This is a genomic window from Brevundimonas aurifodinae (assembly GCF_040195595.1).
GTDB classification, from domain to species: domain Bacteria; phylum Pseudomonadota; class Alphaproteobacteria; order Caulobacterales; family Caulobacteraceae; genus Brevundimonas; species Brevundimonas aurifodinae.
On sequence record NZ_JBEGDD010000009.1, the window covers coordinates 89,278 to 112,897 of the forward strand.

21 protein-coding genes are annotated in these 23,620 nt (G+C 68.7%); 16 read left to right on the forward strand and 5 right to left on the reverse strand.

Annotated features, from left to right (window positions below):
- The first annotated feature begins 115 nt into the window (after window positions 1-115).
- The 6 genes from ABN401_RS11645 to ABN401_RS11670 all read left to right on the forward strand — a co-directional run bounded on the left by ABN401_RS11645 (window position 116) and on the right by ABN401_RS11670 (window position 6,477).
- Entirely contained in the window at window positions 116-820 is a 705-nt protein-coding gene (locus tag ABN401_RS11645; RefSeq protein ID WP_349685018.1) for a CoA transferase subunit A, read from the forward strand.
- Window positions 820-1,479: a 3-oxoacid CoA-transferase subunit B gene (locus ABN401_RS11650; RefSeq protein WP_349685019.1), complete on the forward strand. Its 660-nt coding sequence runs from the start codon at window positions 820-822 to the stop codon at window positions 1,477-1,479. The genes ABN401_RS11645 and ABN401_RS11650 overlap by 1 nt, the downstream gene beginning before the upstream one ends.
- Before the next feature lie 47 nt (window positions 1,480-1,526).
- The gene (locus tag ABN401_RS11655; protein WP_349685020.1) at window positions 1,527-2,639 is read left to right on the forward strand and encodes a hypothetical protein; all 1,113 of its coding nucleotides are present in this window, start codon (window positions 1,527-1,529) and stop codon (window positions 2,637-2,639) included.
- A 112-nt stretch (window positions 2,640-2,751) separates the two neighbouring features.
- Window positions 2,752-3,909, forward strand: a complete 1,158-nt coding sequence (mnmA, locus tag ABN401_RS11660) for a tRNA 2-thiouridine(34) synthase MnmA (protein WP_432763557.1) — start codon at window positions 2,752-2,754, stop codon at window positions 3,907-3,909.
- The gene (locus ABN401_RS11665; RefSeq protein WP_349685022.1) at window positions 3,902-4,465 is read left to right on the forward strand and encodes a hemerythrin domain-containing protein; all 564 of its coding nucleotides are present in this window, start codon (window positions 3,902-3,904) and stop codon (window positions 4,463-4,465) included. Before mnmA ends, ABN401_RS11665 begins: the two co-directional genes overlap by 8 nt.
- Window positions 4,466-4,548: 83 nt before the next feature.
- Window positions 4,549-6,477 carry a S9 family peptidase gene (locus tag ABN401_RS11670; RefSeq protein ID WP_349685023.1) on the forward strand — a complete coding sequence of 643 codons (1,929 nt, stop codon included), beginning with the start codon at window positions 4,549-4,551 and terminating at the stop codon, window positions 6,475-6,477.
- A gap of 9 nt (window positions 6,478-6,486) precedes the next feature.
- Here ABN401_RS11670 and ABN401_RS11675 read toward each other — a convergent pair whose 3' ends face one another.
- On the reverse strand, window positions 6,487-6,990 hold the full coding sequence (locus ABN401_RS11675) for a winged helix-turn-helix transcriptional regulator (protein ID WP_349685024.1): 504 nt from the start codon (window positions 6,988-6,990) through the stop codon (window positions 6,487-6,489).
- Window positions 6,991-7,168: 178 nt separating this feature from the next.
- Here ABN401_RS11675 and ABN401_RS11680 point away from each other — a divergent pair, with 178 nt between their 5' ends.
- Window positions 7,169-8,014 (forward strand): acyl-CoA thioesterase, encoded by an 846-nt coding sequence (locus ABN401_RS11680; RefSeq protein ID WP_349685025.1) that lies wholly within the window; start codon window positions 7,169-7,171, stop codon window positions 8,012-8,014.
- Between the two features lie 66 nt (window positions 8,015-8,080).
- Here ABN401_RS11680 and sciP read toward each other — a convergent pair whose 3' ends face one another.
- From sciP to ABN401_RS11700, 4 genes are all read right to left on the reverse strand, one after another.
- Window positions 8,081-8,365, reverse strand: a complete 285-nt coding sequence (sciP, locus tag ABN401_RS11685) for a CtrA inhibitor SciP (protein ID WP_349685085.1) — start codon at window positions 8,363-8,365, stop codon at window positions 8,081-8,083.
- A 173-nt stretch (window positions 8,366-8,538) separates the two neighbouring features.
- On the reverse strand, window positions 8,539-9,981 hold the full coding sequence (locus ABN401_RS11690) for a flagellar hook protein FlgE (protein WP_349685026.1): 1,443 nt from the start codon (window positions 9,979-9,981) through the stop codon (window positions 8,539-8,541).
- A 12-nt stretch (window positions 9,982-9,993) separates the two neighbouring features.
- Entirely contained in the window at window positions 9,994-10,743 is a 750-nt protein-coding gene (locus tag ABN401_RS11695; protein WP_349685027.1) for a flagellar hook assembly protein FlgD, read from the reverse strand.
- A gap of 3 nt (window positions 10,744-10,746) precedes the next feature.
- Window positions 10,747-12,270: a flagellar hook-length control protein FliK gene (locus tag ABN401_RS11700; protein WP_349685028.1), complete on the reverse strand. Its 1,524-nt coding sequence runs from the start codon at window positions 12,268-12,270 to the stop codon at window positions 10,747-10,749.
- Between the two features lie 369 nt (window positions 12,271-12,639).
- On the opposite strand from ABN401_RS11700, the gene flgK reads away from it, so the two are divergent.
- The 9 genes from flgK to radA all read left to right on the forward strand — a co-directional run bounded on the left by flgK (window position 12,640) and on the right by radA (window position 23,546).
- Window positions 12,640-14,760, forward strand: a complete 2,121-nt coding sequence (gene flgK / locus ABN401_RS11705; protein ID WP_349685029.1) for a flagellar hook-associated protein FlgK — start codon at window positions 12,640-12,642, stop codon at window positions 14,758-14,760.
- Window positions 14,760-15,689 (forward strand): flagellin, encoded by a 930-nt coding sequence (locus ABN401_RS11710; RefSeq protein WP_349685030.1) that lies wholly within the window; start codon window positions 14,760-14,762, stop codon window positions 15,687-15,689. Before flgK ends, ABN401_RS11710 begins: the two co-directional genes overlap by 1 nt.
- A gap of 57 nt (window positions 15,690-15,746) precedes the next feature.
- Window positions 15,747-16,988, forward strand: a complete 1,242-nt coding sequence (locus ABN401_RS11715) for a putative DNA modification/repair radical SAM protein (protein WP_349685031.1) — start codon at window positions 15,747-15,749, stop codon at window positions 16,986-16,988.
- Window position 16,989: 1 nt separating this feature from the next.
- Complete coding sequence (locus tag ABN401_RS11720; RefSeq protein WP_349685032.1) at window positions 16,990-18,537, forward strand: UdgX family uracil-DNA binding protein; 1,548 nt, start codon at window positions 16,990-16,992, stop codon at window positions 18,535-18,537.
- A gap of 107 nt (window positions 18,538-18,644) precedes the next feature.
- Window positions 18,645-19,763 (forward strand): ABC transporter permease, encoded by a 1,119-nt coding sequence (locus tag ABN401_RS11725; RefSeq protein ID WP_349685033.1) that lies wholly within the window; start codon window positions 18,645-18,647, stop codon window positions 19,761-19,763.
- Complete coding sequence (locus tag ABN401_RS11730; protein ID WP_349685034.1) at window positions 19,760-20,560, forward strand: ABC transporter ATP-binding protein; 801 nt, start codon at window positions 19,760-19,762, stop codon at window positions 20,558-20,560. The genes ABN401_RS11725 and ABN401_RS11730 overlap by 4 nt, the downstream gene beginning before the upstream one ends.
- 9 nt (window positions 20,561-20,569) lie before the next feature.
- Window positions 20,570-21,508 carry an MlaD family protein gene (locus tag ABN401_RS11735; protein WP_349685035.1) on the forward strand — a complete coding sequence of 313 codons (939 nt, stop codon included), beginning with the start codon at window positions 20,570-20,572 and terminating at the stop codon, window positions 21,506-21,508.
- Window positions 21,505-22,107 (forward strand): ABC-type transport auxiliary lipoprotein family protein, encoded by a 603-nt coding sequence (locus ABN401_RS11740; RefSeq protein WP_349685036.1) that lies wholly within the window; start codon window positions 21,505-21,507, stop codon window positions 22,105-22,107. Before ABN401_RS11735 ends, ABN401_RS11740 begins: the two co-directional genes overlap by 4 nt.
- 74 nt (window positions 22,108-22,181) lie before the next feature.
- On the forward strand, window positions 22,182-23,546 hold the full coding sequence (gene radA, locus ABN401_RS11745; protein WP_349685037.1) for a DNA repair protein RadA: 1,365 nt from the start codon (window positions 22,182-22,184) through the stop codon (window positions 23,544-23,546).
- The last annotated feature ends 74 nt before the right edge of the window (window positions 23,547-23,620 follow it).

Consider the following 23,620-nt stretch of genomic DNA (forward strand, 5'->3'; position numbering starts at 1 on the left):
GACGGTTCGCACCATCATTCGCAGGTCGAGGTCTCGCAGCTTGCCGCCGCACGTCACTCGCCGTAAGGACAACGATCAAGGGCCATATTCACCGTAGAGTGAAAAAGGGAGAGCGATGCGCAAGATCTACGCTGACGCCGAATCCGCGCTGGAGGGGCTGACCTTCGACGGCATGACCGTCATGTCCGGCGGTTTCGGCCTGTGCGGCATCCCCGAAAACCTGATCGCGGCGCTGCGCGACACGGGGGTCAAGGCCCTGACCGTCATCTCCAACAACGCGGGCGTCGACGGCTTCGGCCTGGGTCAGCTGCTGGAGACGCGTCAGATCGCCAAGATGATCTCGTCCTACGTCGGCGAAAACAAGGAGTTCGAACGCCAGTATCTGGCCGGCGAGTTGCAGCTTGAGTTCAATCCGCAGGGTACCTTGGCCGAACGCATTCGGGCGGGCGGCGCGGGCATCCCGGCCTTCTTCACCGCCACCGGCGTCGGCACCCTTGTCGCCGAGGGCAAGGAAGTCCGGACCTTCGATGGCCGCGACTATGTGATGGAGACCGGCCTCGTCGCCGACCTGTCGATCGTCAAGGCCTGGAAGGCCGACGAGCGCGGCAACCTGGTCTTCCGAAAGACAGCCCGCAACTTCAACCCGATGATGGCCACGGCGGGCAAGGTCACGGTCGTCGAGGTCGAGGAGATCGTGCCGACCGGCTCCCTCGACCCCGACGCGATCCATACGCCCGGCGTCTACGTCGATCGCATCATCAAGGGCACGTTCGAGAAGCGCATCGAGCAGCGCACAATTCGCATCCGGGAGACCGCATAATGCCCCGCACCCGCGAACAGCTCGCCGAACGCGCCGCCCAGGAACTGCAGGACGGCTTCTATGTGAACCTCGGCATCGGCATCCCGACCCTGGTGGCCAACTACATCCCGGCCGGGATGGAGGTCACCCTGCAGTCCGAGAACGGCATGCTGGGCATGGGGCCCTTCCCCTATGACGAAGACGTCGATCCTGACCTGATCAACGCTGGCAAGCAGACGATCACCGAAATCCCCGAGAGCGCCTATTTCAGTTCGGCCGACAGCTTCGCCATGATCCGCGGCGGCCACATCAACCTGTCGATCCTGGGCGCCATGGAGGTGGCCGAGAACGGCGACATCGCCAACTGGATGATCCCGGGCAAGCTGGTGAAGGGCATGGGCGGCGCCATGGACCTGGTCGCGGGCGTCAAGCGCGTGGTCGTCGTCATGGAGCACGCCAACAAGCACGGCCAGTCCAAGGTCTTGAAGGCCTGCACCCTGCCCCTGACCGGCACAGGCGTGGTCAGCCGGATCATCACCGACCTGTGCGTTTTCGACGTCAAACCGGGCGGCGCAGGGCTGGAGCTGATCGAGCTGGCCGAGGGCGTGACGCTGGACGAGGTCGCGGCCAGGACCGAGGCGGCCTACTCGATTTCACAAACCCTCAAGGCTGCGGCATAGTTAATCCGAAATCGGCCCCGTCAGAGAGCCGGGCGATGGAGGGTGACATGACCGATGGCTCGCCGCCGACCGCTTCGGACCGGATCGTCGCGATCCGGGCCGCCATGGCCGACGACGCCGAAGCCGGTGCGGCCTTCGCCGAGTCTGTCCTTGTCCCTGTCGAGGCCGCTCTGGAACGTCTGGACGCGATCAGCGGCTCCGCCCCCCACGCCGAGGCCGCCGCCCTGCTGACCCATGTACGGGATCGCGTCACGGGGCTGGACGCCGCCCGGCTGGAGCCCCGACGGGGCCTGGCGGGCCTGTTCGACAGTCGGGGCAAGCGGTTGAAAGCCTTCCGCGCCGCCTACCTTGCGGCGGCCGAGACGGCGGCGTCCGGCGCGGCCGATCTGGCGGATCGCGGCGGGGCCATCGTCCGTCGCGGCAACGATCTGGAGGCGCTCTGGACCCAACTCCGGGCCGGGCTGACCGATCTCGACGACCACGTCGCCGCCGGCCGCGGCTGGCTGGCCGACCGCGCGGTGCAGCAGCAAGCCAGTCCTGTGCCGCCCGAAGCGGCAGCCGCCTTCGAGGACGCCAGCGACACGCCAGCGGGCGCGGAAACAGCGCCGGCCGAGGCCGAGATGGACCCCGTCGAAGCCCAGGCGGACGCGGAAGCGCGGTTCCAGCCGCCCTCCCGCGACATGGAAACCCAGGCCGCGCCTGGCGATATCCACGCCCCGGGCGCCGAGAAGGAGCAACCGCCAGTCTCGGTCAGCGAGGCGGCTGAGGCTCACCCTGAGAGCGACCCCGCCGCGGTCGCCGCCCTGCCTCACCCGCTCGAAGGACGCCTGGAGACGCTCGCCCGGCTTCGCGCGCGAACGATCGCCGCCCTGCCCCGCATCCGCGCGCTCCAGAACGCCGACCACACGGTCCCGGCCGCCCTCGCCGCCGCGCGTGAAGGTATCGAGGCCTGGAGCGCGGATTGGCGAGAGGCCCTGGGCCTGGCCGGCAAGCGGCCGCGAAAGGTCCGGCCGGACGGAACACGCCTGGTCGAAAGCCGCGACGCCCTGGTCGCGGATCTCTCGACAGCCGAACGCGCGGTCGCCGCCGCTCAGGCGCGTCTGGCGGAACTCACGCCGCGCGCCCGGGAGCCGATGGTGGAGACCCGCGCGGCCGCCTGAGTCCGACGGTCTCGAATTCCGCCGCCATCGCCTCTATATGCGCGCGATGACGCCCTCTTCGTCGATCCTGGCCGAGCCCTTGTGCCCGATCCCCGATATCGCCGCGCCCGACATGGACGCGGCGATCGAGAGAGCGCGCGCGGCCGTCGGCCTGCCGACCGGGACGCGGATCGTGGCCGCCATGTCCGGCGGGGTGGACTCCACCGTGGTGGCGGCCCTGCTGCACAGGGCGGGTTATGACGTCGTCGGCGTGACGCTGCAGCTCTACGACCACGGCGCGGCGCTGAAGAAGAAGGGGGCCTGCTGCGCGGGACAGGACATCCACGACGCCCGCCTGGCCGCAGAGACCCTCGGCATTCCCCACTATGTGCTGGACTATGAGAGCCGGTTCCGCGACGCCGTCATCGACCAGTTCGCCGACGATTATCTGGCGGGGCGCACGCCCGTGCCCTGCATCCGCTGCAACCAGACGGTCAAGTTCCGCGACCTGCTGGACGTGGCCCGCGATCTGGGGGCCGAGGCCATGGCGACGGGCCACTATGTCGGCCGCGCCGTCGGTCCGGATGGTCGGCCGCAGATGAGGAAGGCCATCGACCCGTCGCGCGACCAGTCCTATTTCCTGTTCGCCACGACGCGGGATCAGCTCGACTATCTGCGCTTTCCACTGGCGGGACTGGAGAAGCCCGCCGTGCGGGGCGTGGCGGTCGAACTGGGCCTGCGGATCGCCGCCAAGCCCGACAGTCAGGACATCTGTTTCGTCCCGTCCGGCGATTACCGGACCCTGATCGACCGGCTACGCCCGCAGGGGCGCGAAGCGGGCGAGATCGTGCACATGGACGGCCGCGTCCTGGGTGCACACGGCGGAATCACCGACTTCACCATCGGCCAGCGCCGGGGGCTGAACGTCGCCGTGGGCGAGCCGCTGTTCGTAACGAAGCTGGAGCCGGAGACGCGGCGCGTCGTCGTCGGCCCGCGCGAGGCCTTGCTGACCGGATCCCTGACGCTGGACGAGACCAACTGGCTGGGCGACGCGACCTCGATCGAACACGCCGCCGAGGCCGGGACGACCGTCCTGGCCCGCGTCCGCTCGACCCGGCCGCCCTCCCCGGCCCGGCTGGACATGCGCGACGGCGCGGTGGCCCTGGTGTTCGACACCGGCGAGGAAGGCGTGGCTCCCGGCCAGGCCTGCGCCCTCTATGACCCCGCCGATCCCGACCGTCTGCTGGGCGGTGGCTTCATCGCCACGACGACGGCCGTCGATCTTGTCTGACGCGCTGGATGTTCGGCAGGCCCTGCCCGAGGCCCACCGCTGGCTCCTGGAAACCTATCCCCGGCTGCGCTGGCATGACGCCGAACTGGGCGAGGTCGCGCGCTTCTGGCTGCAGATGCACGGCGGCTTTCGCCAAAAGCAGGCTGCGATGGCCGGTCAGGTGGCGGCTTGGCACGCGGGCGGTGATCTGGTCTCGCTGCATCGTGGGCTGATCCCGACGCTCCAGGCCTACCTCCAGCATCTGGATGGGCACCACCGGGTCGAGACCGGCCACTACTTCCCGGTCATGCGCCGGGTCGAGCCCAGGATCACGGCGGGTATCGACCTGCTGGACGCCGACCACGACGCCATCCACGGCCAGCTGGAGGCCCTGTTCAAGGCCGGGCTGGGCTTCCATCAAGCGCTGGCGAGCGGCGCGCCCGACGCCGCCGACCACGCCGCCCATCTGGCCGACGCGCTGGAGCGCGCTTCGCGCCAGACCGACCGGCACCTGGAAGACGAGGAGGACATCGTCATCCCCCTGATCACCCGCCACGCCGACGCCTTCGCCCACTGAGACGCCACTCTGTCGCAGACAAAGCGGTTCGCGCGTGCTCCTATTCGCGCGGAGATCGTGATCACACCGAAGGGGCTCGTCCAATGCGTACCATTCACCTCGTTTCCGTCCTGGCGCTTCTGGCCGCCGCACCCGCCCTCGCCGCGCCGCCCAGCGAGCCGGTTGCCCTGGCCCAGGCCTCAGCCCACCCGACCTATTCCGCCGCCCAGTTCTTCGAGAACCGCAGCTATCAGCTGAACGGCGGCTCGCGCGTCGGCGCCTTCTCGCCGGACGGCCGGTCGATCCTGATCTCGTCGGACCAGACGGGGGTGTTCAACGCCTATGCCCTGCCCGTGGCGGGCGGCGAGCCTGTGCCGCTGACCAATTCGACCACCACGGCGACCTTCGGCATCAGCTACTTCCCGACCGACGGACGGGTTCTGGTCACCACCGACGGCGGCGGCGACGAGTTGAACCACGTCTATGTGCGCGAACTGGACGGCACCCTGCGCGACCTGACGCCGGGCGAGAACCTGAAGGCTGGCTTCCTGGACTGGAGCGACGACGGCAAGACCTTCTACCTGACCTCCAATGCCCGCGACCCGGCCTCGTTCGACGTCATCGCCTATGACGCCGAGACCTATGAATCGCGGATGGTGTTCCAGAACGACGGCTTCTTCCCCGACGCCATCTCGGGAGACGGCCGCTGGCTGGCGTTGACGAAGAACGTCTCCAGCGCCCGCTCCGACATCTATCTGGTGGACCTGCAAGCGCGAACGCCGCCGCGTCTGGTGACGCCCGAGCAGAACATCTCGCACGGCGTCTATGATTTCACGCCCGACAACGCCTCGCTGATCTACGGCACCGACCAGTTCGGAGAGTTCACCCAGGCCCGCCGCATGGTCCTGGCGACCGGCGACACCGCCCCCCTGATCGAGGCGGAGTGGGACGTCTCCAACGTCGCCTTCTCGCCGTCGGGCCGCTACCGCGTCTCGTCCTTGAACGCCGACGGCTCGACCGAGGTGACCATCACCGACACCACGACGGGCCGGCCGGTGGCGGTCACGGGAATTCCCGGCGGCGACGTCGGGGCCGTGCGTTTCAACCCGACCGAGGACCGGATCGCCTTCACCGTGCTGTCGGACACCTCGCCGTCCGACATCTTCACCGCCAGCCTCTCCGACGGTGCGGCGAACCGCCTGACGACGGCGCTGAACCCGGCGATCGATGAGGACGTGCTGGTCGAGGCCACCGTCGTCCGCTACCCGGCCGAGGGCGGGGTGATGATCCCGTCGATCCTGTACCGCCCGCACGGGGCCTCGGCCGAGAACCCGGTTCCGGCCATCGTCCTGGTCCACGGCGGACCCGGCGGCCAGACGCGGCGCGGCTACAGCGCCATGGTCCAGCATCTGGTGAACCACGGCTATGCGGTGCTGGGGGCCAACAACCGGGGCAGCTCGGGCTACGGCAAGACCTTCTTCCACATGGACGACAAGCGTCATGGCGAGGAAGACCTGCGCGACATCGTCGCCGGCGGACAATGGCTGCGGGATCAGGACTGGGTCGCCGACGACCAGGTCGCGGTGATGGGCGGGTCCTACGGGGGCTATATGACGGCCGCCGCCCTGGCGTTTCATCCGACCGCCTTCGAGGCGGGGGTCAACATCTTCGGCGTCACCAACTGGGAGCGTACGCTGGAATCGATCCCGGCCTGGTGGGGGGCCAACCGCGTGGCCCTGTATGACGAGATGGGCGACCCGGCCACCGACGCCGAACGCCACCGCGCCATCTCGCCGCTGTTCCACACCGAGAACATCCAGCGGCCAATGCTGGTGGTCCAGGGGGCCAACGATCCGCGCGTGCTGCAGGCCGAAAGCGACGACCTGGTCGCCGCCATCCGCGCCAACGGCGTGCCGGTCGAATATGTCCTGTTCCCCAACGAGGGCCACGGATTCCAGCGTCGGGACAACCGCATCACCGCCCAGGAGGCCTATCTGACCTTCCTGAACCAGTACGTCCGCGACGCGGACTAAGCCCTTTGCCTAGGCCGCCTCTTCGGAGGCGGCCTCCTTGGGCAGGACATCACCGACGGTCGGCCGGTTGGCGTGGAAGTGGATGTCGGTGTCGCGCCGCCGGACGATCTCGCCGCAGCAGGAGCAGGCCACGCGCGGCTTCAGCTCGGCCCCGCAGGTCTTGTGGGTGAAGGTCACGCCAGAATCGACCTCGCCGTAAAGGTGCTGGGAACCCCAGCCGTGCATGACGATCAGGACGTCTGACAGGGCCCGGCCCTTGGCGGTCAGCACATACTCGTTCCTCGGCGGCCGTTCGGAATAGAGCCGGGGCTCCAGGATCCCGTGCTGGACGAGTGTCTTGAGCCGCGCGGCGAGGACATTGCGCGCCACGCCCAGCCGCTCTTGCCACTGCTCGAACCGCTTGATGCCCTGGAAGGCGTCGCGGATGACCAGCAGCGTCCAGGGATCGCCGATGACCTCCAGCGTCGCGGCGATCGAGCAGCTCTGGCGTGAATAGTCGGCGGTGCGTCCCATGGCCTGAAAGTGACCCTGCGTCAGCGGTTTGGCAAGAGGGTTGCCAAAAACGACGCGGTCAGTCAGTCTCGTTTGGCAACGAACATTGCGTCTGGCACGCGGCGTTTCCTGCATTCCCATGACTGACGGGCGGAGGCAGGCTTCCGCCCGTCTCCTTTTCCAAGACAAGGCCGCGTCCATGCAGACTCTGACCGAGGCTTTGACGCTGACGCCTTCGGGCGACGGGCGTCTGACGACGAACCTGACACGGGATTTCTCGAACGCGGCCCTGGCCATGGACCCCGACAAGGGGGCACCCTTCGGCGGCCTGATGGCGGCGTTGGCCGCGCGCGCCGCGAGCGAAGGCCTCGGATTGACGGTGCCTCTGCAAACTCTGACGATCCAGTATCTGGCCGCGGCCCGGTTCGAGGCGTGCGACTTTACCCCGACCCTGCTGCGCGGCGGCCGCTCCGTCGCCTACGCCAGGATCGAGGCGGGTCAGCCGGGTCGCCCGGCGCTGTCTGCGCTCGCGACCTTCGGCAAGGTCTCGCCCAGCCCCTCCATCAAACCGCTGACGCCGCCCACGACCCCGTTCCAGGCTCTGGACGACACTGCCGTAGACCCGACCCTGGCTCCCTCGTTCACCCGATACATCGAGCGCCGCTTCGACGGCGGGCCCCGGCTCGCGGGCGGCAACGACGTCTCCGATCCCACGCTGCGCCTGTGGATGCGTACAGCCGAACACAAGCCTCTGGACGTATGGGACCTTTGCTTCCTGCTGGACGGCATCTTCCCCGCCTACATGACGGTTCTGCGCGGCCCCCCCGTCATCTCGGCCAGCGTCGACCTGCGCTATGACTTCATCGAGCCCCTGACCCCGGAGACGTCGCCGGAGGGATGGGCAGTATTTCAGTTCACGGTGCGCGACGTGGGCGGTGGTTGGGCGCTGGACGACGGCGTCGCCTTTTCCCCGTCCGGCCTACCCCTCGCGCTCGCCCGGCAACGACGCAAGCTGGTGCCCACCCGTCCGCCTCGAAGCGACTGAACGCCGGACAGCGAAACGGCCGCTCCCGTCACCGGGCGCGGCCGTCCTGCATTCGGGGAGGCGGGACTAGGAGCGGTAGTTCTGGATCCGCGTGGTGCGCAGGCCCTGCATGCCCCATTTGTCGATCGCCTTCTGCCAGGCCAGGAACTCCTCGGCCGTCAGACGATAGCGGGTCAGGGCGTCCTCCAGCGGGATCAAACCCCCGCGGACGGCGGCCACGACCTCGGCCTTGCGACGGATGACCCAGCGATCCGTGTTGGGCGGCGGCAGGTCGCGCATCGTCAGGGGCGTGCCCGTCGGACCGACCACATATTGTTCGCCGTCCTTGTTGACGCGACGCTCTTGCAACATGGGCTTATGCCTCATTCACCACCACCAATGAACGAGACTTGTAGCGCGCCGCCGCTAAGGCCCGGTTTAGCGTCGTGGTGAAGGAAGACATAACATCCAGCCCCGCCGTACCGGCCCCGTTCAGCGATTTTTGAGTAATGATTCATTCAGTCTAACGACGCGTTACCTGAATATCAGCGTTTGATGCTGATGAGCTCAGCCAGCATTTCGTCGGCTGTGGTGATGATCTTGGAGGAGGCGGAATAGGCCCGCTGGGTGGTGATCAGGCCGGTGAACTCCGCCGACAGATCGACAGTCGAGGCTTCCAGCTGCGACGCCCCGATCAGCCCCGCACCACCTGTGCCCGGTGCTTTCAGATTATAGGTGCCCGAGCCCTGGCTGACCCGGTAGGCGTTGCCGTTGGCGGTCGTCAGGCTGTCGGCGCTGGTGAAGGTGGCCAGGGCGACCTGGGCGATCCGGCGCGTCACGCCGTTATCGAAGATGGCGGTGACGAAGCCCTCGTCGTCGATCTCGATGTTCGACAGATTGCCGAAAGCCGTACCGTTGGTGACCACGGCCTGGACGATGGAGTCCGAGTCGTACTGCGTCAGCCCGCCCGCCGAGGCGGTCAGATCGAAGGTGACCGCCTGATCGTCGATACCGAGGGTGGTGGCCCACTTGGGAGCGGTCAAGCTGGGCACCACGGCCGAGTCGGAGGCGTTCAGCGAGACGACGGCGGCGGCGGGATCGGCGAACAGCATCGAGCCCGGCGTCGCCGTTTCCGCGGCGATCATGCCGTCCACGTCCAGCCGGCCGTCTTGGGTAAACAGGACCCGGCCCGACCTCAGTATGCCCGTTTCCGGCGTCGTCGTGCCGTTGTCGATGTCCGTCGCGGGAATGACGTGCACCTCGGCCAGCCATTCGTTGGAGTTCGCGGTCTTCAGGAATGAATAGGCCAGAGTCCTCTGGCCACCCTTGGAGTCCGAGATCGGCACCGTGATGCGGAAGTCGGGCCTGAACCCGGTGCCCGCCTCGGCATCGTAGATCGACATCGGATTGGTCGTGGCGTTGTAGGTCGCGAAGTCCGGCGAGACCGCCTGGCTGGACTGCAGGTTGGCGTTCAGCTGCGCGCGGGTCGAGGCCTCGGCCGTGCCGCCGACGGAGCCGACATTGATCGAGCGCAGCCGGTTCAGGTCCGACGGGTCGGTCGCGATATTGCCGTCAGAATCCACGGGCCAGCCCTGCAGATACAGGCCAGAGGTGTTCTTCAGATACCCGAAGCTATCGACCCGGAAGGCGCCCGCCCTCGTGAACAGGCGGGCGTCACCGGCGTCCAGGTTCTCTGCCTTCTCGGTAGTGACGAAGAAGCCCTGACCGGCGATCCCGAGGTCCGTCGAGGACGTGGTCCGCTGCAACTGTCCGGGCTGGGAGATGAAGTTGCGCTGGTTGGCCAGCACGCCGCCGGCCGAATAGCCGGTGCCCGCGCTCTGGGAGTTCACGACCGTCGAGAACTCGGCCGAGGTGCGCTTGTAGCCAACCGTGTTCACGTTGGCGATGTTCTGCGAGATCGCGGCGAGGGCGGCCGAGTTGGCCGTCAGCCCGGATACGCCGGCGAGAAGGGCGGAGTTGATGCTCATGGCGGGAGTTCCTTAGGAAAGCAACTTGAGGGGATTGAGAGCAGAGGCGATCGAGGACATCAGGCCGGGGTCGTCCTCGGCCGGCGGTTCGGTGGTTTCGGCCGTCCGCTCCTCGACGCCGATCACGGCGCTGAGGGGCACGATGGATGTGCCGATCGTCAGGTAGGGTTGACCGTCGTACATCTCGACGCCGGTGACCCGGCCGCGGGTCAGGACCTGGGCGTCGACGTCCGCGGTCCCGTTCTTGGCGACAACCTTCAGGGTGTAGACCCCGCCGTCGGTCAGCTGTCCGCCGGCGGTGGTCTTGCCGTCCCAGACGAAGTCATGGGTGCCCTCGGTCCGTTCGGGGGCCGGGCCAGTCCAGACCACCTTGCCGGTCGAATCGAGGACCTGCAGTTCGGCCGACGAGGCGGACGCGCCCAGCTCATAACTCCAGGCCGCCTCACCGCCCTCGAGCCGCGCCGCCGACCAGACGGCCGTGGCGTCCTTGCCGATATAGGTCGTGGCCCCCGACAAGCCCCCGCCCTGCTGGGCCGCGAGCAGACTGGTCAGAAGGTCGTTGGTCAGCAGTTGCTGCTCGACGCCCGTCATCTGGGTCAGCTGAGCCGTGAACTCATTGGAATCGAGCGGCGACAACGGGTCCTGGTTCTTCAGCTGGGCGGTCAGCAGGCTCAGAAAGGTCTCGAAGTTCGAGACCAGGCTGGTCCGGCTGGCGTTCGTCCGGCTGGCAGCCTCGGTCGTGGTGGTGAGGGCGTCGATCATGGATCAGACCTTCATATCGACGCCGCTCGGCGTCGGGCTGAGTTGAATCCAGCTCGGGGCCTGGGCCAACGCGTCAGCCTCGACCGACAGGCGCGAGGCGGCCCCGAAGGCGCGGGCGTTGTGGCGGTCCGAGGGGCGGTCGAAACCACCGCCCTGCCCCGCCGACGGATCGCGATCGGCGAACGACAGGGCGTCGTCGGCCAGGGTGAAGCCGGCGTCGGTCAGCTGGCGGCGCAGTTCGTCGGCGCGACCCCGCAGGTCGGTCGCCGCGACCGGGTTGTCGAACGCCAATGTCGCCCGCAGCGACCCGTCGGCTTCGATGTCCAGACTGATGTCGACGCGGCCCAGCCCCTCGGGCGTCAGGGCCATTTCAAAGCGGGTCGAGCGACCCTCCAGCCTGCGGACGATCTGGGCGGCGATCTGGGCGGTGGTCTCGACCGCTGTCCGGGACAGGGTGGACAGGCCCGGTGCCTGAGCGGCCTCGGCGGCTTGAGCCTCCGGGACGGGCTGGGGGGCGGCGCCCGATTGCGTCGTCGGGGGCTCCTCGGCCACCAGAGTCGAGGCGACCGGCGGTGGTGCGATCTCGCTCGCGGGTGCGGGCTTCGGCGGGACGGCGGCGGTCGACGACGACCCCGTCGACTCGGTCGACTTGGCGGCACCAGAGGCGGAGGCGTTGGAATCGGCGGAGGGCGCGTCGCTCGTGGCGCGCGTGGTCGCCCGGTCGATGACGTCGCGCACGCGGCCCGGCTCGGCCGGCAGCGGCGGGGCCAGCGGAGCGGCGGGCTCCACTTCACCCTCAGGCGAAGCCGCGCCCTCGACCGGCACAGGCGAGGTTGCGACGGACGCCCCCCCGGCACCCTTGGCGGGCCGAACAGGAGGCTGAAGGGAGTTCTGAACGGCGGAGCGCGCGGCCGCCACCTCGCGGGCCCGGTCCGAGGCGGGTGGCGCGACGACCCTGGGCTCGGTCGGTGCGGCGGTGGGTTCGGCGGCCTCGACTGGAAGCGGCTTTCGCTGCGATGGGTCGGCTACAGCGGACTTGGCCTGAGCGGCTTCGACGACGGCACTGGCTTGCGCAGGCCGTTTGAGGTCCACCACCGGGAGCGAGGACGCCTGAGCGGGCTCATCGTCGGGGCTCGGGGCGACCCCCGCGAGAGCGTCGGCGTCACCCTGGTCTTCCACCAGGGCCGGGGCGGCCGGAGCGACACCGACGGCTACATCAGCCTGGGGCGCTTCCGGGATAAGCACCGGAGGCGGGACAGCGGCCGTCGCGACCGTCGCAGGGACGTCCACGAGCGGCGCGACGGCGGGCGCGGCCTCGGCGATCTCGGTCGCGGCGACCTCTTCGCGGCCCTTCCCGGCGCGGACCGGCGTCGGTTCAGCCGCGACGTCGCTCGCAGGCGAAACCCTCAGCGCCGTCGCGAAATCCCCGTCGTCGCTCGTCGGGCGCGCATCGGCCTTCACCCCCCGGGCGGGGGCGGTGGACCCGGTGATCGGGCCGAGGACGGCGGCGAAGGCGGATGTCGACATGGGGCGCAGGCGGTTCTGTCTGGAGGGCGTGGCGCCTGCTGCGCCGGAACTTTCGGAACCGCCGTCGCAAACGCCGGGCCAGATCCCGACCGGGGCGTCAACCCACTGTCATAGCGAGGAAATTTCCGTGTACGCGCCGCTCCTGAACCGTCGGGCGACGGACGCTTCTTGCCGCGCCGGTGACGTTTTTTGCCCGGTGGCGGTGCCAACCGAGCGACTGGCCCGCCACTTGCGCGTCAACTGGATCATGAAACGCCGTCGCGATTCTTTATCTAGTCAAAACAACGGGATGTCCGATCGCCGATCCATGGCGGCTGGGCAAACTTCGCAACGTTCCGGGCAGGGCTTGCCGGGCGGAGGGTTAACCGGATGAGCCTGAACTCCATCCTGAACATCGCCAACTCCGGCCTGCAGACGGCCCAGACCCAGCTACGCGTGGTCTCGGACAACGTCTCCAACGTCAACACGCCGGGATATGTCCGCAAGATCGCCGACCAGGTCTCGCTGACCACCCAGGGCGTGGGCTCGGGCGTCGAAGTCGCGCGCATCCGCCTGGCGACGGATCGGTTCCTCCAGGCGGCCTCCCTGTCGGCCGGGGCCGAGGCCAGCCGTCAGGGCGTGCGCTACGAACTGTACGACCGCATCCAGTCCCTGTTTGGCGACCCGGGCGGCGACACCGGCTTCTTCTCGCAGATCGACGACATATTCTCGTCCTTCGCCGTGGCCGCCGAAGACCCGACCAGCGGCCCGCGCCGCCAGGACGCCCTGTTCAAGTCGCAGAGCGTCCTGGACGAGGCCTCGCGCATCTCCAGCCAGATCCAGGCCGTGCGCGAAGACGCCGACGGCCGGCTGAAGAGCGCGGTCGAGAAGGCCAACAGCCTGCTGCAGCAGATCGAGACCCTGAACCTGGATATCGCCCGGGCGGTGGTCCTGGACGGCGACGCCTCCGGGGCCCAGACCCAGCAGGCCCGACTGGTCGGCGAGTTGTCGTCGATCCTGGACGTGCAGGTGACCCAGCGGGCGGTCGGTGGCGTGTCGATCCGCACGGGCGCGGGCGTCCTGCTGGCGGGCAACGGCGCGGCGACGCTGGAGTACAACAGGGCCGGCACCGTCAACGCCGAGACCAGCTTCAACGAGATCTGGGTCACGGAGCCCGGCGCGACCAAGCGTCCGCTGGCCGAGGGTCTGAAGTCGGGCGAGATCAAGGGCCTGCTGGAACTACGCGACGTCGACGCGCCCCAGACCGCCGAGCGGCTGGCCGAACTGGTCGCCCATGTCGCTGACGAACTGAACCGGGCCCACAACGCCAACTCGGCCGTGCCGCCGCCGACCACCCTGACCGGCAAGAACGTCGGCCAGTCGCTTCAGACCGCCCTGACCGGCTTCACCGGCGGGACCAGCATCGCCGTGGTCAATCCCACGACCGGCGCGATCACGACGCGGGCCGACATCGTCTTCTCGGGCGGAACCCTGACCATCAACGGCGCGGCCTCGACGCCCGCCAGCTTCCTGGCCGACCTGAACACCGCCCTGGGCGGGGCGGCGACGGCCAGCTTCACCAACGGACGGCTCAGTCTGACGGCGGCGGGCACCAACGGCATCGCCATCGCCGACGATGCGGCCAATCCCAGCACCAAGGCCGGGCGCGGCTTTTCGCACTATTTCGGCCTGAACGACCTGATCACCAGCGACCGTCCGTCTTTCTACGACCTGGGCCTGACGGCGACTTCGCCTCACGGCTTCACAGCGGGCGAGACCCTGACCTTCCGCTTCACCGGAGCCGACGGCGCGCGCATCCGCGACATCCAGGTGGCCATCCCGGCGGGCGGCACCGTCGCCGACCTGGTCACCGCCCTGAACAGCACCGCCACCGGGATCGGCCGCTATGGCGCCTACGCGCTGGACACGACGACGGGCGAGCTGAAGTTCACCGCCTCCGGAGATCCCGCGCCCCGCCTCAGCGTCCTGGCCGACACGACGACCCAGGTTCCGTCGGGGGTCTCGGCGACCGAGCTGTTCGGCCTGGGCGGCGGCGTTCGCGCCTCGCGCGCGGACGGCTTCAAGGTGCGCACCGACATCCAGCAGAGCCCGTCGAAGCTGGCGCTGGCCCAACTGAACCTTTCGGCCGCGCCCGGCACCGCCGCCCTGTCGACAGGCGACGGCCGGGGTGCCCTGGGCCTGGCGGACGCCGGACAGGTCACCGCGCGCTTCTCCGCCGCCGGCGACAGCCCGGGCGGCAGCCTGTCAGTCTCGCGCTACGCGTCCGAACTGTCCGGTGAGATCGGCGGCAAGGCCCAGTCCGCCAAGACCCGCCGCGACAGCGCCGTCGCCCTGGCCACCGAGGCCCAGGCTCGCCAGTCGAACCACGAGGGCGTCAACCTGGACGAGGAACTGGTGCTGATGACCGTCTATCAGCAGGCTTTCAACGCCTCCGCCCGGCTGATCCAGGCGGCCAGTGAAATGTACGACACGCTTCTGAGGATGGTCTGATGAGCCGCGTCTCCACCACCGGGAACTATCAATCCGCCCTACTGGACCTGATGGCCTCGCAGCAGCGTCAGGCCGACGCCTCCCAGCGCGTTTCGACCCAGAAGGTCGCCACCGACCTGACCGGCTTCGGGCGCGGCTCCGAGACCCTGACCGCGCTGAAGGGCGCGGTCAGCCGGGTGCAGGGCTTCCTCGACACCGGCGAGGTCGTCGCCGCCCGCCTGGGGGCCCAGGACCTGGCGTTGAACCAGATCATCGACGGGGTCGGCGGCGCGCGCGAAGCCGTTGCGGGCGTGCTGTCCTCGGATTCGGCCGGCACCCTGATGCTGGAACTGGAGGGCTTCTTCCAGTCGGTCTCGAACGGTCTGAACGCGCGCCACCAAGGCGGCTATCTGTTCGCCGGGGCCGACACCAGCAATCCGCCGGTGTCGGTGGGCACGCTCGGTGATCTCGCCGCCGCCGCGACCGTGGCCGACACCTTTGGCAACGACACCATCAAACCCGTGTCCCGCGTCGCCGAGAACACCTCGGTCGAGACCGGATACCTGGCCAATGAACTCGGCACCGACGTCTTTCAGATCTTCCGCGACATCAAGGACTACCACGACAACCCCGCCACAGGCCCCCTGACCGGCAAGCCGACCGAGGCCCAGAAGGCCTTCCTCACCGCGCAGCTGTCGCGCCTGGACGCGGCGCGCAACGACACGGTCGACGTGGCGTCCCGCAACGGCTCGTTGCAGAAGCGGATCGACCAGATGTCGGTCAGCCACACCGCCCAGATCACGGCCTTGAACGAGCTGGTCTCGGACCGGACCGACGCGGACCTGGCTCAGGCGGTGACGGACCTGCAGTTGTCACAGATCGCCGTCCAGGCCTCGGCCCAGGTGGTCAGCCAACTGCGCGAAGTGTCGCTGCTGAACTATCTGCGTTGAAGCCTGCGACTTGCTGACCCTAGCCATGACTCTTGAATGAGAACATAATGGCAACATATGGCTCAGCTCGATCTCCGGCGCAAACTCTCGGTCCTCGCCGACGCCGCAAAATATGACGCGTCCTGCGCCTCGTCCGGGACCTCCAAGCGCGACAGTCGCGGGGGCAAGGGCATCGGCTCGACCGAGGGCATGGGCATCTGCCACGCCTACACGCCGGACGGGCGGTGCGTGTCCCTGCTCAAGATCCTGCTGACCAACTTCTGCATCTACGACTGCGTCTACTGCGTCAATCGGACGTCCTCGAACGTGCAGCGCGCGCGGTTCAGCGTGGACGAGGTGGTCGAGCTGACGCTGAACTTCTATCGCCGGAATTACATTGAGGGCCTGTTCCTGTCGTCGGGCATCATCCGCTCAGGCGACTATACGATGGAGCAGCTGGTCCTGGTGGCCAAGAAGTTGCGAGAAGAGCACGACTTCCGTGGCTACATCCACCTCAAGCTGATTCCGGAAGCCGATCCCAAGCTGGTCGAGGAGGCGGGCCTCTATGCGGACCGGCTGTCGGCCAACATCGAGCTGCCGCGCGACGAGGCCATGGGGCGACTGGCCCCCCAGAAGGACGTCGGCGTCATCAAGAAGGCCATGGCGGACGTGCGGCGCCAGGTCGAGGCGGCCCGTCCCGAGAAGAAGGCCAAGGCCCGCCCGCCAAAGTTCGCGCCCGCCGGCCAGTCGACCCAGCTGATCGTGGGGGCCGACGGCGCGCCGGACACCGAGATCATCGATCGATCCGCCTCCCTCTACGGCGGCTATGGCCTGCGCCGCGTCTATTATTCCGCCTTCAGTCCGATTCCGGATGCCAGCTCAGCCCTACCGGTATCCCGGCCCCCGCTGATGCGCGAGCATCGGCTGTATCAGGCCGACTGGCTGATGCGGTTCTATGGTTTCTCGCCGCCCGAGATCGGCGAGGCGACCGTGAATGGGATGCTGGATCTGGCGATCGATCCGAAGCTGGCCTGGGCGCTCAACCGGCGGGCCGAGTTTCCGGTGGACGTGAACACCGCCGCGCGCGAGCGGCTGCTGCGCGTTCCGGGTCTGGGGGTGAAGTCGGTCAACCGCATGATCTCGGTCCGGCGTTACAGGACGCTGAGGCTGGAGGACGTCGCCCGGCTGTGTCGCGGCATCGACAAGGTGCGCCCCTTCATCACCACCCTGGACTGGACGCCCGGAGGCCTGACCGACGCCGTCGATCTGCGCGCGCGGATCGCGCCGGAACCCAAGCCGGATCAGCTGACGTTGTTCTGAGATGGCCACCGCGGAACTGGCGCACGAGACCGACTTCGACGGCTGGCGCGCGGCCGCGCGGCGGTTCCGTCTGGCGGGGGTTGAGCCGGCCGAGGCGCGGTTCGTCGTGCGGGGACAAGCCCACACCAGCGACCTTTTCTCTCCCGTGCACCCCGGCGAAGGCCGGGGTCCAGAAACGCACTCGCAAGGAGGCGTTCAGGATACCGCCGGGTCAGCCCCACCCTCCTCCAGCGGCGTCCGTGATCTGGACCCCGGCCTTCGCCGGGGTGCACAGAGGGAGGAGAGTTTCACTGTCCCCAAGGCCTTCGTCGAGGTGGCCCAGGACGTGATCCTGCATCGCTCCGCCGACCGGTTCGACCTGATGTACCGGCTGCTGTGGCGGCTGCGCGACCAGCCCGATCTGATGAGGATCGTCTCCGACCCCGACGTCGCCGACGCGATGGAGCGGGCCAAGAACGTCAGTCGCGCCTCGCACAAGATGAAGGCCTTCGTCCGGTTCCGGCTGGTCGAGGACGAGGCGGGCGAGGCGTATGTCGCCTGGTTCGAGCCGGCCCACAGGGTGCTGGAACGGACGGCGGGCTTCTTCGTCCGGCGTTTCACGACGATGCGGTGGTCGATCCTGACGCCCGACGGCTCCTGCTTCTGGGACGGAGAGGCCCTGACGTTCGGCCCCGGCGCTCGGCCCGAAGACGCGCCCCGGGAGGACGAGATCGAGGAGTTCTGGAAGACCTATTACGCCTCGACCTTCAACCCGGCCCGGTTGAAGACCAGGACCATGCAGGGCGAGATGCCAAAGCGGTACTGGAAGAACCTGCCCGAGGCCCAGCTGATCCCGGAACTGGTCGCCGCTTCGCGCGCTCGCACCGACACCATGGTCCAGGCCGCCCCCACCGAACCCAACGCCCGCCTGTCCAAGGCCATCGCGCGCCATGTCCGCGACGGATCGTACGACGAGGGCTTCGTCGCCTCGACCCTCGATGAGCTCCGCCATGGGGTTCAGGCCTGTCGCCGCTGTCCGCTGTGGCGTGACGCCACCCAGGGCGTCTGCGGCGAGGGGCCCAAACAGGCGAAATTGATGATCGTCGGCGAGCAACCGGGCGATCAGGAAGACCTTGCCGGCCGCCCCTTCGTCGGCCCTGCCGGTCAGGTTCTGAACGAGGCGTTGGAGGACGCCGGCATCGATCGCGACGACGTCTTCGTCACCAATGCGGTCAAGCACTTCAAGCACGAGCCGCGCGGCAAGCGGCGGCTGCACAAGACCCCCGTCGCCTCGGAAGTCACCGCCTGCCGCTGGTGGCTGGATCAGGAGCGGCGGCTGGTGAAGCCCGCTGTCACCCTGGCGCTGGGTGCCACCGCGTCGCTGGGGGTCCTGGGCCGCAAGGTCGCGGTCACTCAGGATCGCGGTCAGGCCCTGACCATGGCGGACGGATCGATCGCCACGATCACCATCCACCCCTCGTATCTGCTCCGCCTTCCGGACGAGGCGGCCAGGGTCCGGGAGCGCGAGGCCTTCGTGCGCGATCTGCAGCGCGTCCGGGCCCTGCTGTAGGCCGTAAGTCATCAGCTGTTGCAGTCCGACGACGCGCCCGCTTTGATTACGCGGTTACGCAACCTGCGGCGTTCGCGATTCGCGCGGGCTCGGCTAAGGGTGGTCGCATGAGCACGGCGGATTTCCAGATCGAGGACGCGGGCGGCGGCGGTGCCGTGCTGAAGCTTTCCGGCGACTGGACCACCATGTCGCTCGGCAAGGCGGCGGTGAAGCTTGGCGACCGTCTCGAAGGTCGTTCGGTGCAAAGCGTCGACCTGACCGAACTTGGCCGGTTCGACACCGCCGGAGCCCTGGCGCTGGTCCAGGCCTCGGGCTGCGCCATCCCAAGTGGAGCCTTCGATACCCGTCCCGAGGCCGGCCGCATCTATGCCATGGTCGAGACGCTGGAGCGTCAGACCGCCGGCCCCGCCCCACGCCCTCCGTCCCTTACCCGCTTCTTCGCCAAGATCGGCCACGGCGTCCACGACGCGGGCGCCGAGTTCCTGCTGTCCATGGCCTTCCTTGGGCGGCTGATGGGGGCCAGCGGCCACGCGGTCCGCCGACCGGGCGACATCCGCTGGGCCGCCTGGGTCAGCCAGGCCGACCGGGCGGGGCTGGATGCCCTGCCGATCATCGCCGTGACCAACTTCTTCATCGGCGCGGTGATCGCCTTCCTGGGGGCCAACCTGCTGACCCAGTTCGGGGCGGGCGTTTTCACGGTGCAGCTGGTGGCCGTCGCCGTGCTGCGCGAGCTTGCGGTTCTGATCACCGCCATCCTGCTGGCCGGTCGCTCGGCCTCGTCCTTCGCGGCCGAGATCGGCTCGATGCGGATGAACCAGGAGGTGGACGCCATGCAGGTCATGGGGGTGAACCCCTTTCAAGCCCTGGTCATCCCGCGCCTGGCGGCCATGCTGGTGATGATGCCGCTGCTGACCTTCGTCGGCATGCTGGCGGGCTTCATGGGCGGAGCGCTGGTGACCTGGAGCCAGCTGGACTACGGCCCCGCCTTCTTCATCCAGCGCGTCAGCGAGGATCCCCTGATGGGCCAGCACCTGATGGTCGGCATGATCAAGGCCCCGGTCTTCGCCATCGTCATCGCCGCCATCGGTTGTCGTCAGGGCATGGCCGTGGCTGGCGACGTCGAGAGCCTGGGCCGCCGGGTCACCGCCGCCGTGGTCCAGGCCATCTTCGCCATCATCGCGCTCGACGCCGTGTTCGCCCTGATCTTCCTGGAGCTGAACCTGTGAGCGCCCCGGCGAACGACACGGCCGCCGCCGCCAAGCCTGAAAACCTCATCGAGGTGCGCGGCCTGCTCAGCCAGTTCGGCGATCAGGTGATCCACAAGGACCTCGATCTGGACGTGGTCCGCGGCGAGGTTCTCGGCGTCGTCGGCGGGTCGGGCACTGGAAAGACCGTCCTGCTGAACTCCATCATCGGCCTCAAGGACCCCGAGGGGGGCGCCATCCGCATCTTCGGCCACGACCGGGGCGCGTTGACCGAGGCCCAGGCCGCCGACATCGAGCGGCGCACCGGCGTCCTGTTCCAGCAGGGGGCGCTGTTCAGCAGCCTGACGGTGCTGGAGAACGTCGCCTCGCCCATGGTCGAGCACACCAACCTGCCGCACGACACCATCCGCGAACTGGCGGAGATGAAGATCGCCATGGTCGGCCTCAAGCCCGAGAGCCATCACCAGAAGCCGGCGGAGCTGTCGGGCGGCATGCGAAAGCGCGTCGGCCTGGCTCGCGCCCTGTCGCTGGACCCGGAGCTGATCTTCCTCGACGAGCCGACCGCAGGGCTGGACCCGATCGGGGCGGCGGCGTTCGACGACCTGATCCGCAAGCTGTCGGACGACCTGGGCCTGACCGTCTTCATGATCACCCACGACCTCGATAGCCTGTATGCCATCTGCGACAAGGTCGCGGTCCTGGCCGACAAGCGGGTGATCGAAAAGGCCACGGTGCAGGAGCTGGAAACATCCGACCACCCGTGGATCAAGGAATACTTCCTGGGGCCGCGCGGTCGCGCGGCAACCAAGGCCGCCTGAGGGGACCCGATGGAACGAGACGCCCATTACGCCGCCGTCGGCATCGCCACCGTCGCCCTACTGGCGGCGCTCGCGGTGTTCGCCATCTGGCTGGCCCGGCTGCAGTTCAACGACGACTACGACATCTACGACATCGTCTTCTACGGACCGGTGCGCGGACTGTCGGAGGGCGGCGAGGTGCACTTCAACGGCATCCGGGTCGGAGAAGTCACCGACCTGAACCTGGATCCGAACCAGGGCGACCAGGTCATTGCCCGCGTGCGCCTGGACGCCACCACACCGGTCCGCGTCACCAGCCGCGCCCAGCTGGAGCCGCAGGGCATCACCGGCCTGAACTACATCCAGGTGACCGCCGGCACCGACGGCAGCGCCCTGCTCAAGACCCAGTATCCCGACAACGTCGTGCCCGTGATCCAGAGCCAGCCCTCGCCGATCGCAGAACTGCTCAGCGGTTCCGGCACCGTCCTGGCCCAGACCGTCGACGCCCTGAACCGCATCAACCGCGTGCTGTCCGACGACAATGTGCGCAGCTTCTCGACCAGCCTGAGGAACATCGAATCCCTCACCGCCGAGCTGGAAGCGCGCAAGGGCATGTTCGAAGACCTGGAGAAGGCGCTCCAAACCGCCAACGCCGCCATCGCCGAATACCAGGCCCTGGGCGCCGACGCCCGCCGTCTGATCAACGAGGACGGGGCCGAGGCCGTCGAGAACATCAACGCCGCCACCGCCGATGCGCGTACCGCCATCGCCTCGATCAACCGAACGGCCAACGCTCTGGAAGGCCCGGTCGGAGAGGTCGCCACCACCGGCGTGCCTCAGCTGCTGGAGGCCATTCAGGGCCTGCAGGAAGCGACCAATTCGCTCCAGGGCCTGATCGACGATGTGCGCGCCAGTCCGCGCGACTTCATCAGCCGTCCGCAATCCGAAGAGTTGGAGGTCCAGCCGTGATCCGCACGCTGTCCGTCGCCCTGGCCGCCGCCGTCTCCCTGTCCGGCTGCGCGCTGCTGTCCTCGCCCGACCCGGTCCAGCTGTATCGCTTCGGCGAGAGCGCCGGGGCCCCGATGACGGCCACGATCGACGCGCCCGTCCAGGTCCGGCTGCGCGCCGTCGAGTTCCCCGCGGCCTCGCGCGGCGACCGCATTCTGGGCGTGACCGGGGTCGAGGCGGCCTATATCGGCGGCGCGCGCTGGGTCTCGCCCGCCCAGCAGCTCTATGTCCAAAGCATCGAGAGCGCGTTCGCCGGTCAGGCGCGGACGGTGCGGATGATCGGCCGACGCGAGCTGACGCCGGTCACGCGCATCCTGGACGTCGATGTCCGCAGCTTCGAGGCGCGCTACGACTATGAGGGGGCCGTGCCGGTCGTGGCGATCAGCGCCCGCGCCCGCCTGCTGCGCTTCCCCGAGCGCACCGTTGTGGCCGAGGAGGTCTTCACCTTCGAACAGTCGGCGGGCGAGAACCGCATCTCCGCCATTGCCCAGGCTTTCGACCTGGCCACGCGTGAGTTGAACACCCGCCTCGTTACCTGGACCGAGGCGAACGCCGGCTAGGGCTACGTCAAACGCGGACGTAGGGGGACACACGCCCCCTCCCCTCGGCGCACCGCATCGTCTATCCCCGGCGCATGGCCAGAGACGGTGCGATCTATGTCTGTCAGTCCTGCGGCGCGGTCCACGGCAAGTGGTCGGGCCAGTGCGGGGCGTGCGGCAACTGGAACACCATCGTCGAGGAGGGCCGATCGGCCCCACCCGGCGCGCTGAAGCCCGCCGCCACGGCGCGCAGTCGGGGCCTGGCGTTCGAATCGCTCCAGTCCGAAACGCCCGAGCCGCCCCGCATCACCACCGGCGTGGCCGAGTTCGACCGCGTCTGCGGCGGCGGCGTCGTTCCCGGCTCGGCCATCCTGCTGTCCGGCGATCCCGGCGTCGGCAAGTCTACGCTGCTGCTCGACGTCGCCGGGCGCGCGGCGCTCGCTGGCCGGCGCGTGGCCTATATCTCGGGCGAGGAGGCGATCGAACAGATCCGCTCCCGCGCCAAGCGGATGGGGCTGGCGAATGCCCCCGTGGAACTGGCCAGCGCCACGGCGCTGCGCGAAATCCTCGGCACCCTGAAGCGCGAGAAATTCGACATCGTCGTCGTCGACTCCATCCAGACCCTGTGGTCCGACGCGCACGAGGCCGGACCCGGCTCGGTCACCCAGGTGCGGGCCTGCGCCGGCGAGCTTGTGCGGCTGGCCAAGGCCGGCGGCCCGGCCGTTGTCCTGGTCGGCCACGTCACCAAGGACGGCCAGGTCGCCGGTCCCCGCGTCGTCGAGCACATGGTCGATGCGGTCCTCAGCTTCGAGGGCGAGCGGGGCTATCCGTTCCGCATCCTGCGCGCCGGCAAGAACCGCTTCGGCGCGACCGACGAGATCGGCGTGTTCGAGATGGGCGACGCGGGCCTGACGGAGGTGTCCAACCCTTCGGCCCTGTTCCTGGGCGAAAACACCCAGCGCGCGGCCGGGGCGGCCGTCTTCGCCGGCATCGAGGGGTCCCGGCCCGTACTGGTCGAGGTTCAGGCCCTGGTCGCTCCGTCCGCCTATGGCACGCCCCGGCGGGCCGTCATCGGCTGGGACACCGGGCGCCTGGCCATGGTGCTGGCGGTGCTGGAGGCGCGCTGCGGCGTCGGGTTCGGCAATCAGGACGTCTATCTGAATGTCGCGGGCGGCCTGAGGATCAACGAGCCCGCCGCAGATCTGGCCGCCGCCGCCGCCCTGATCAGTTCCGTGACCGACACCCCCCTGCCCCAGGGCTGTATCGTCTTCGGCGAGATCAGCCTGTCGGGCGAGGTCCGGGCGGTCGGCCGCGCCGAGGCCCGGCTGCGCGAGGCGCACAAGCTGGGCTTCGACCAGGCCCTGTCGCCGCCCCTGACGGTCAAGGGCGGTGGCGTGGCGATCACGCCCGTCAGCCGACTGACCGAAGCCGTCGAACGAATCTCGCAGAGTCGCTATTAGAAGCACATCGTCTCCTCCCTGTTCGCCGTTTGGCGAATGGGGAGGTGGATCGTAGCGTAGCGAAGAGACGGAGG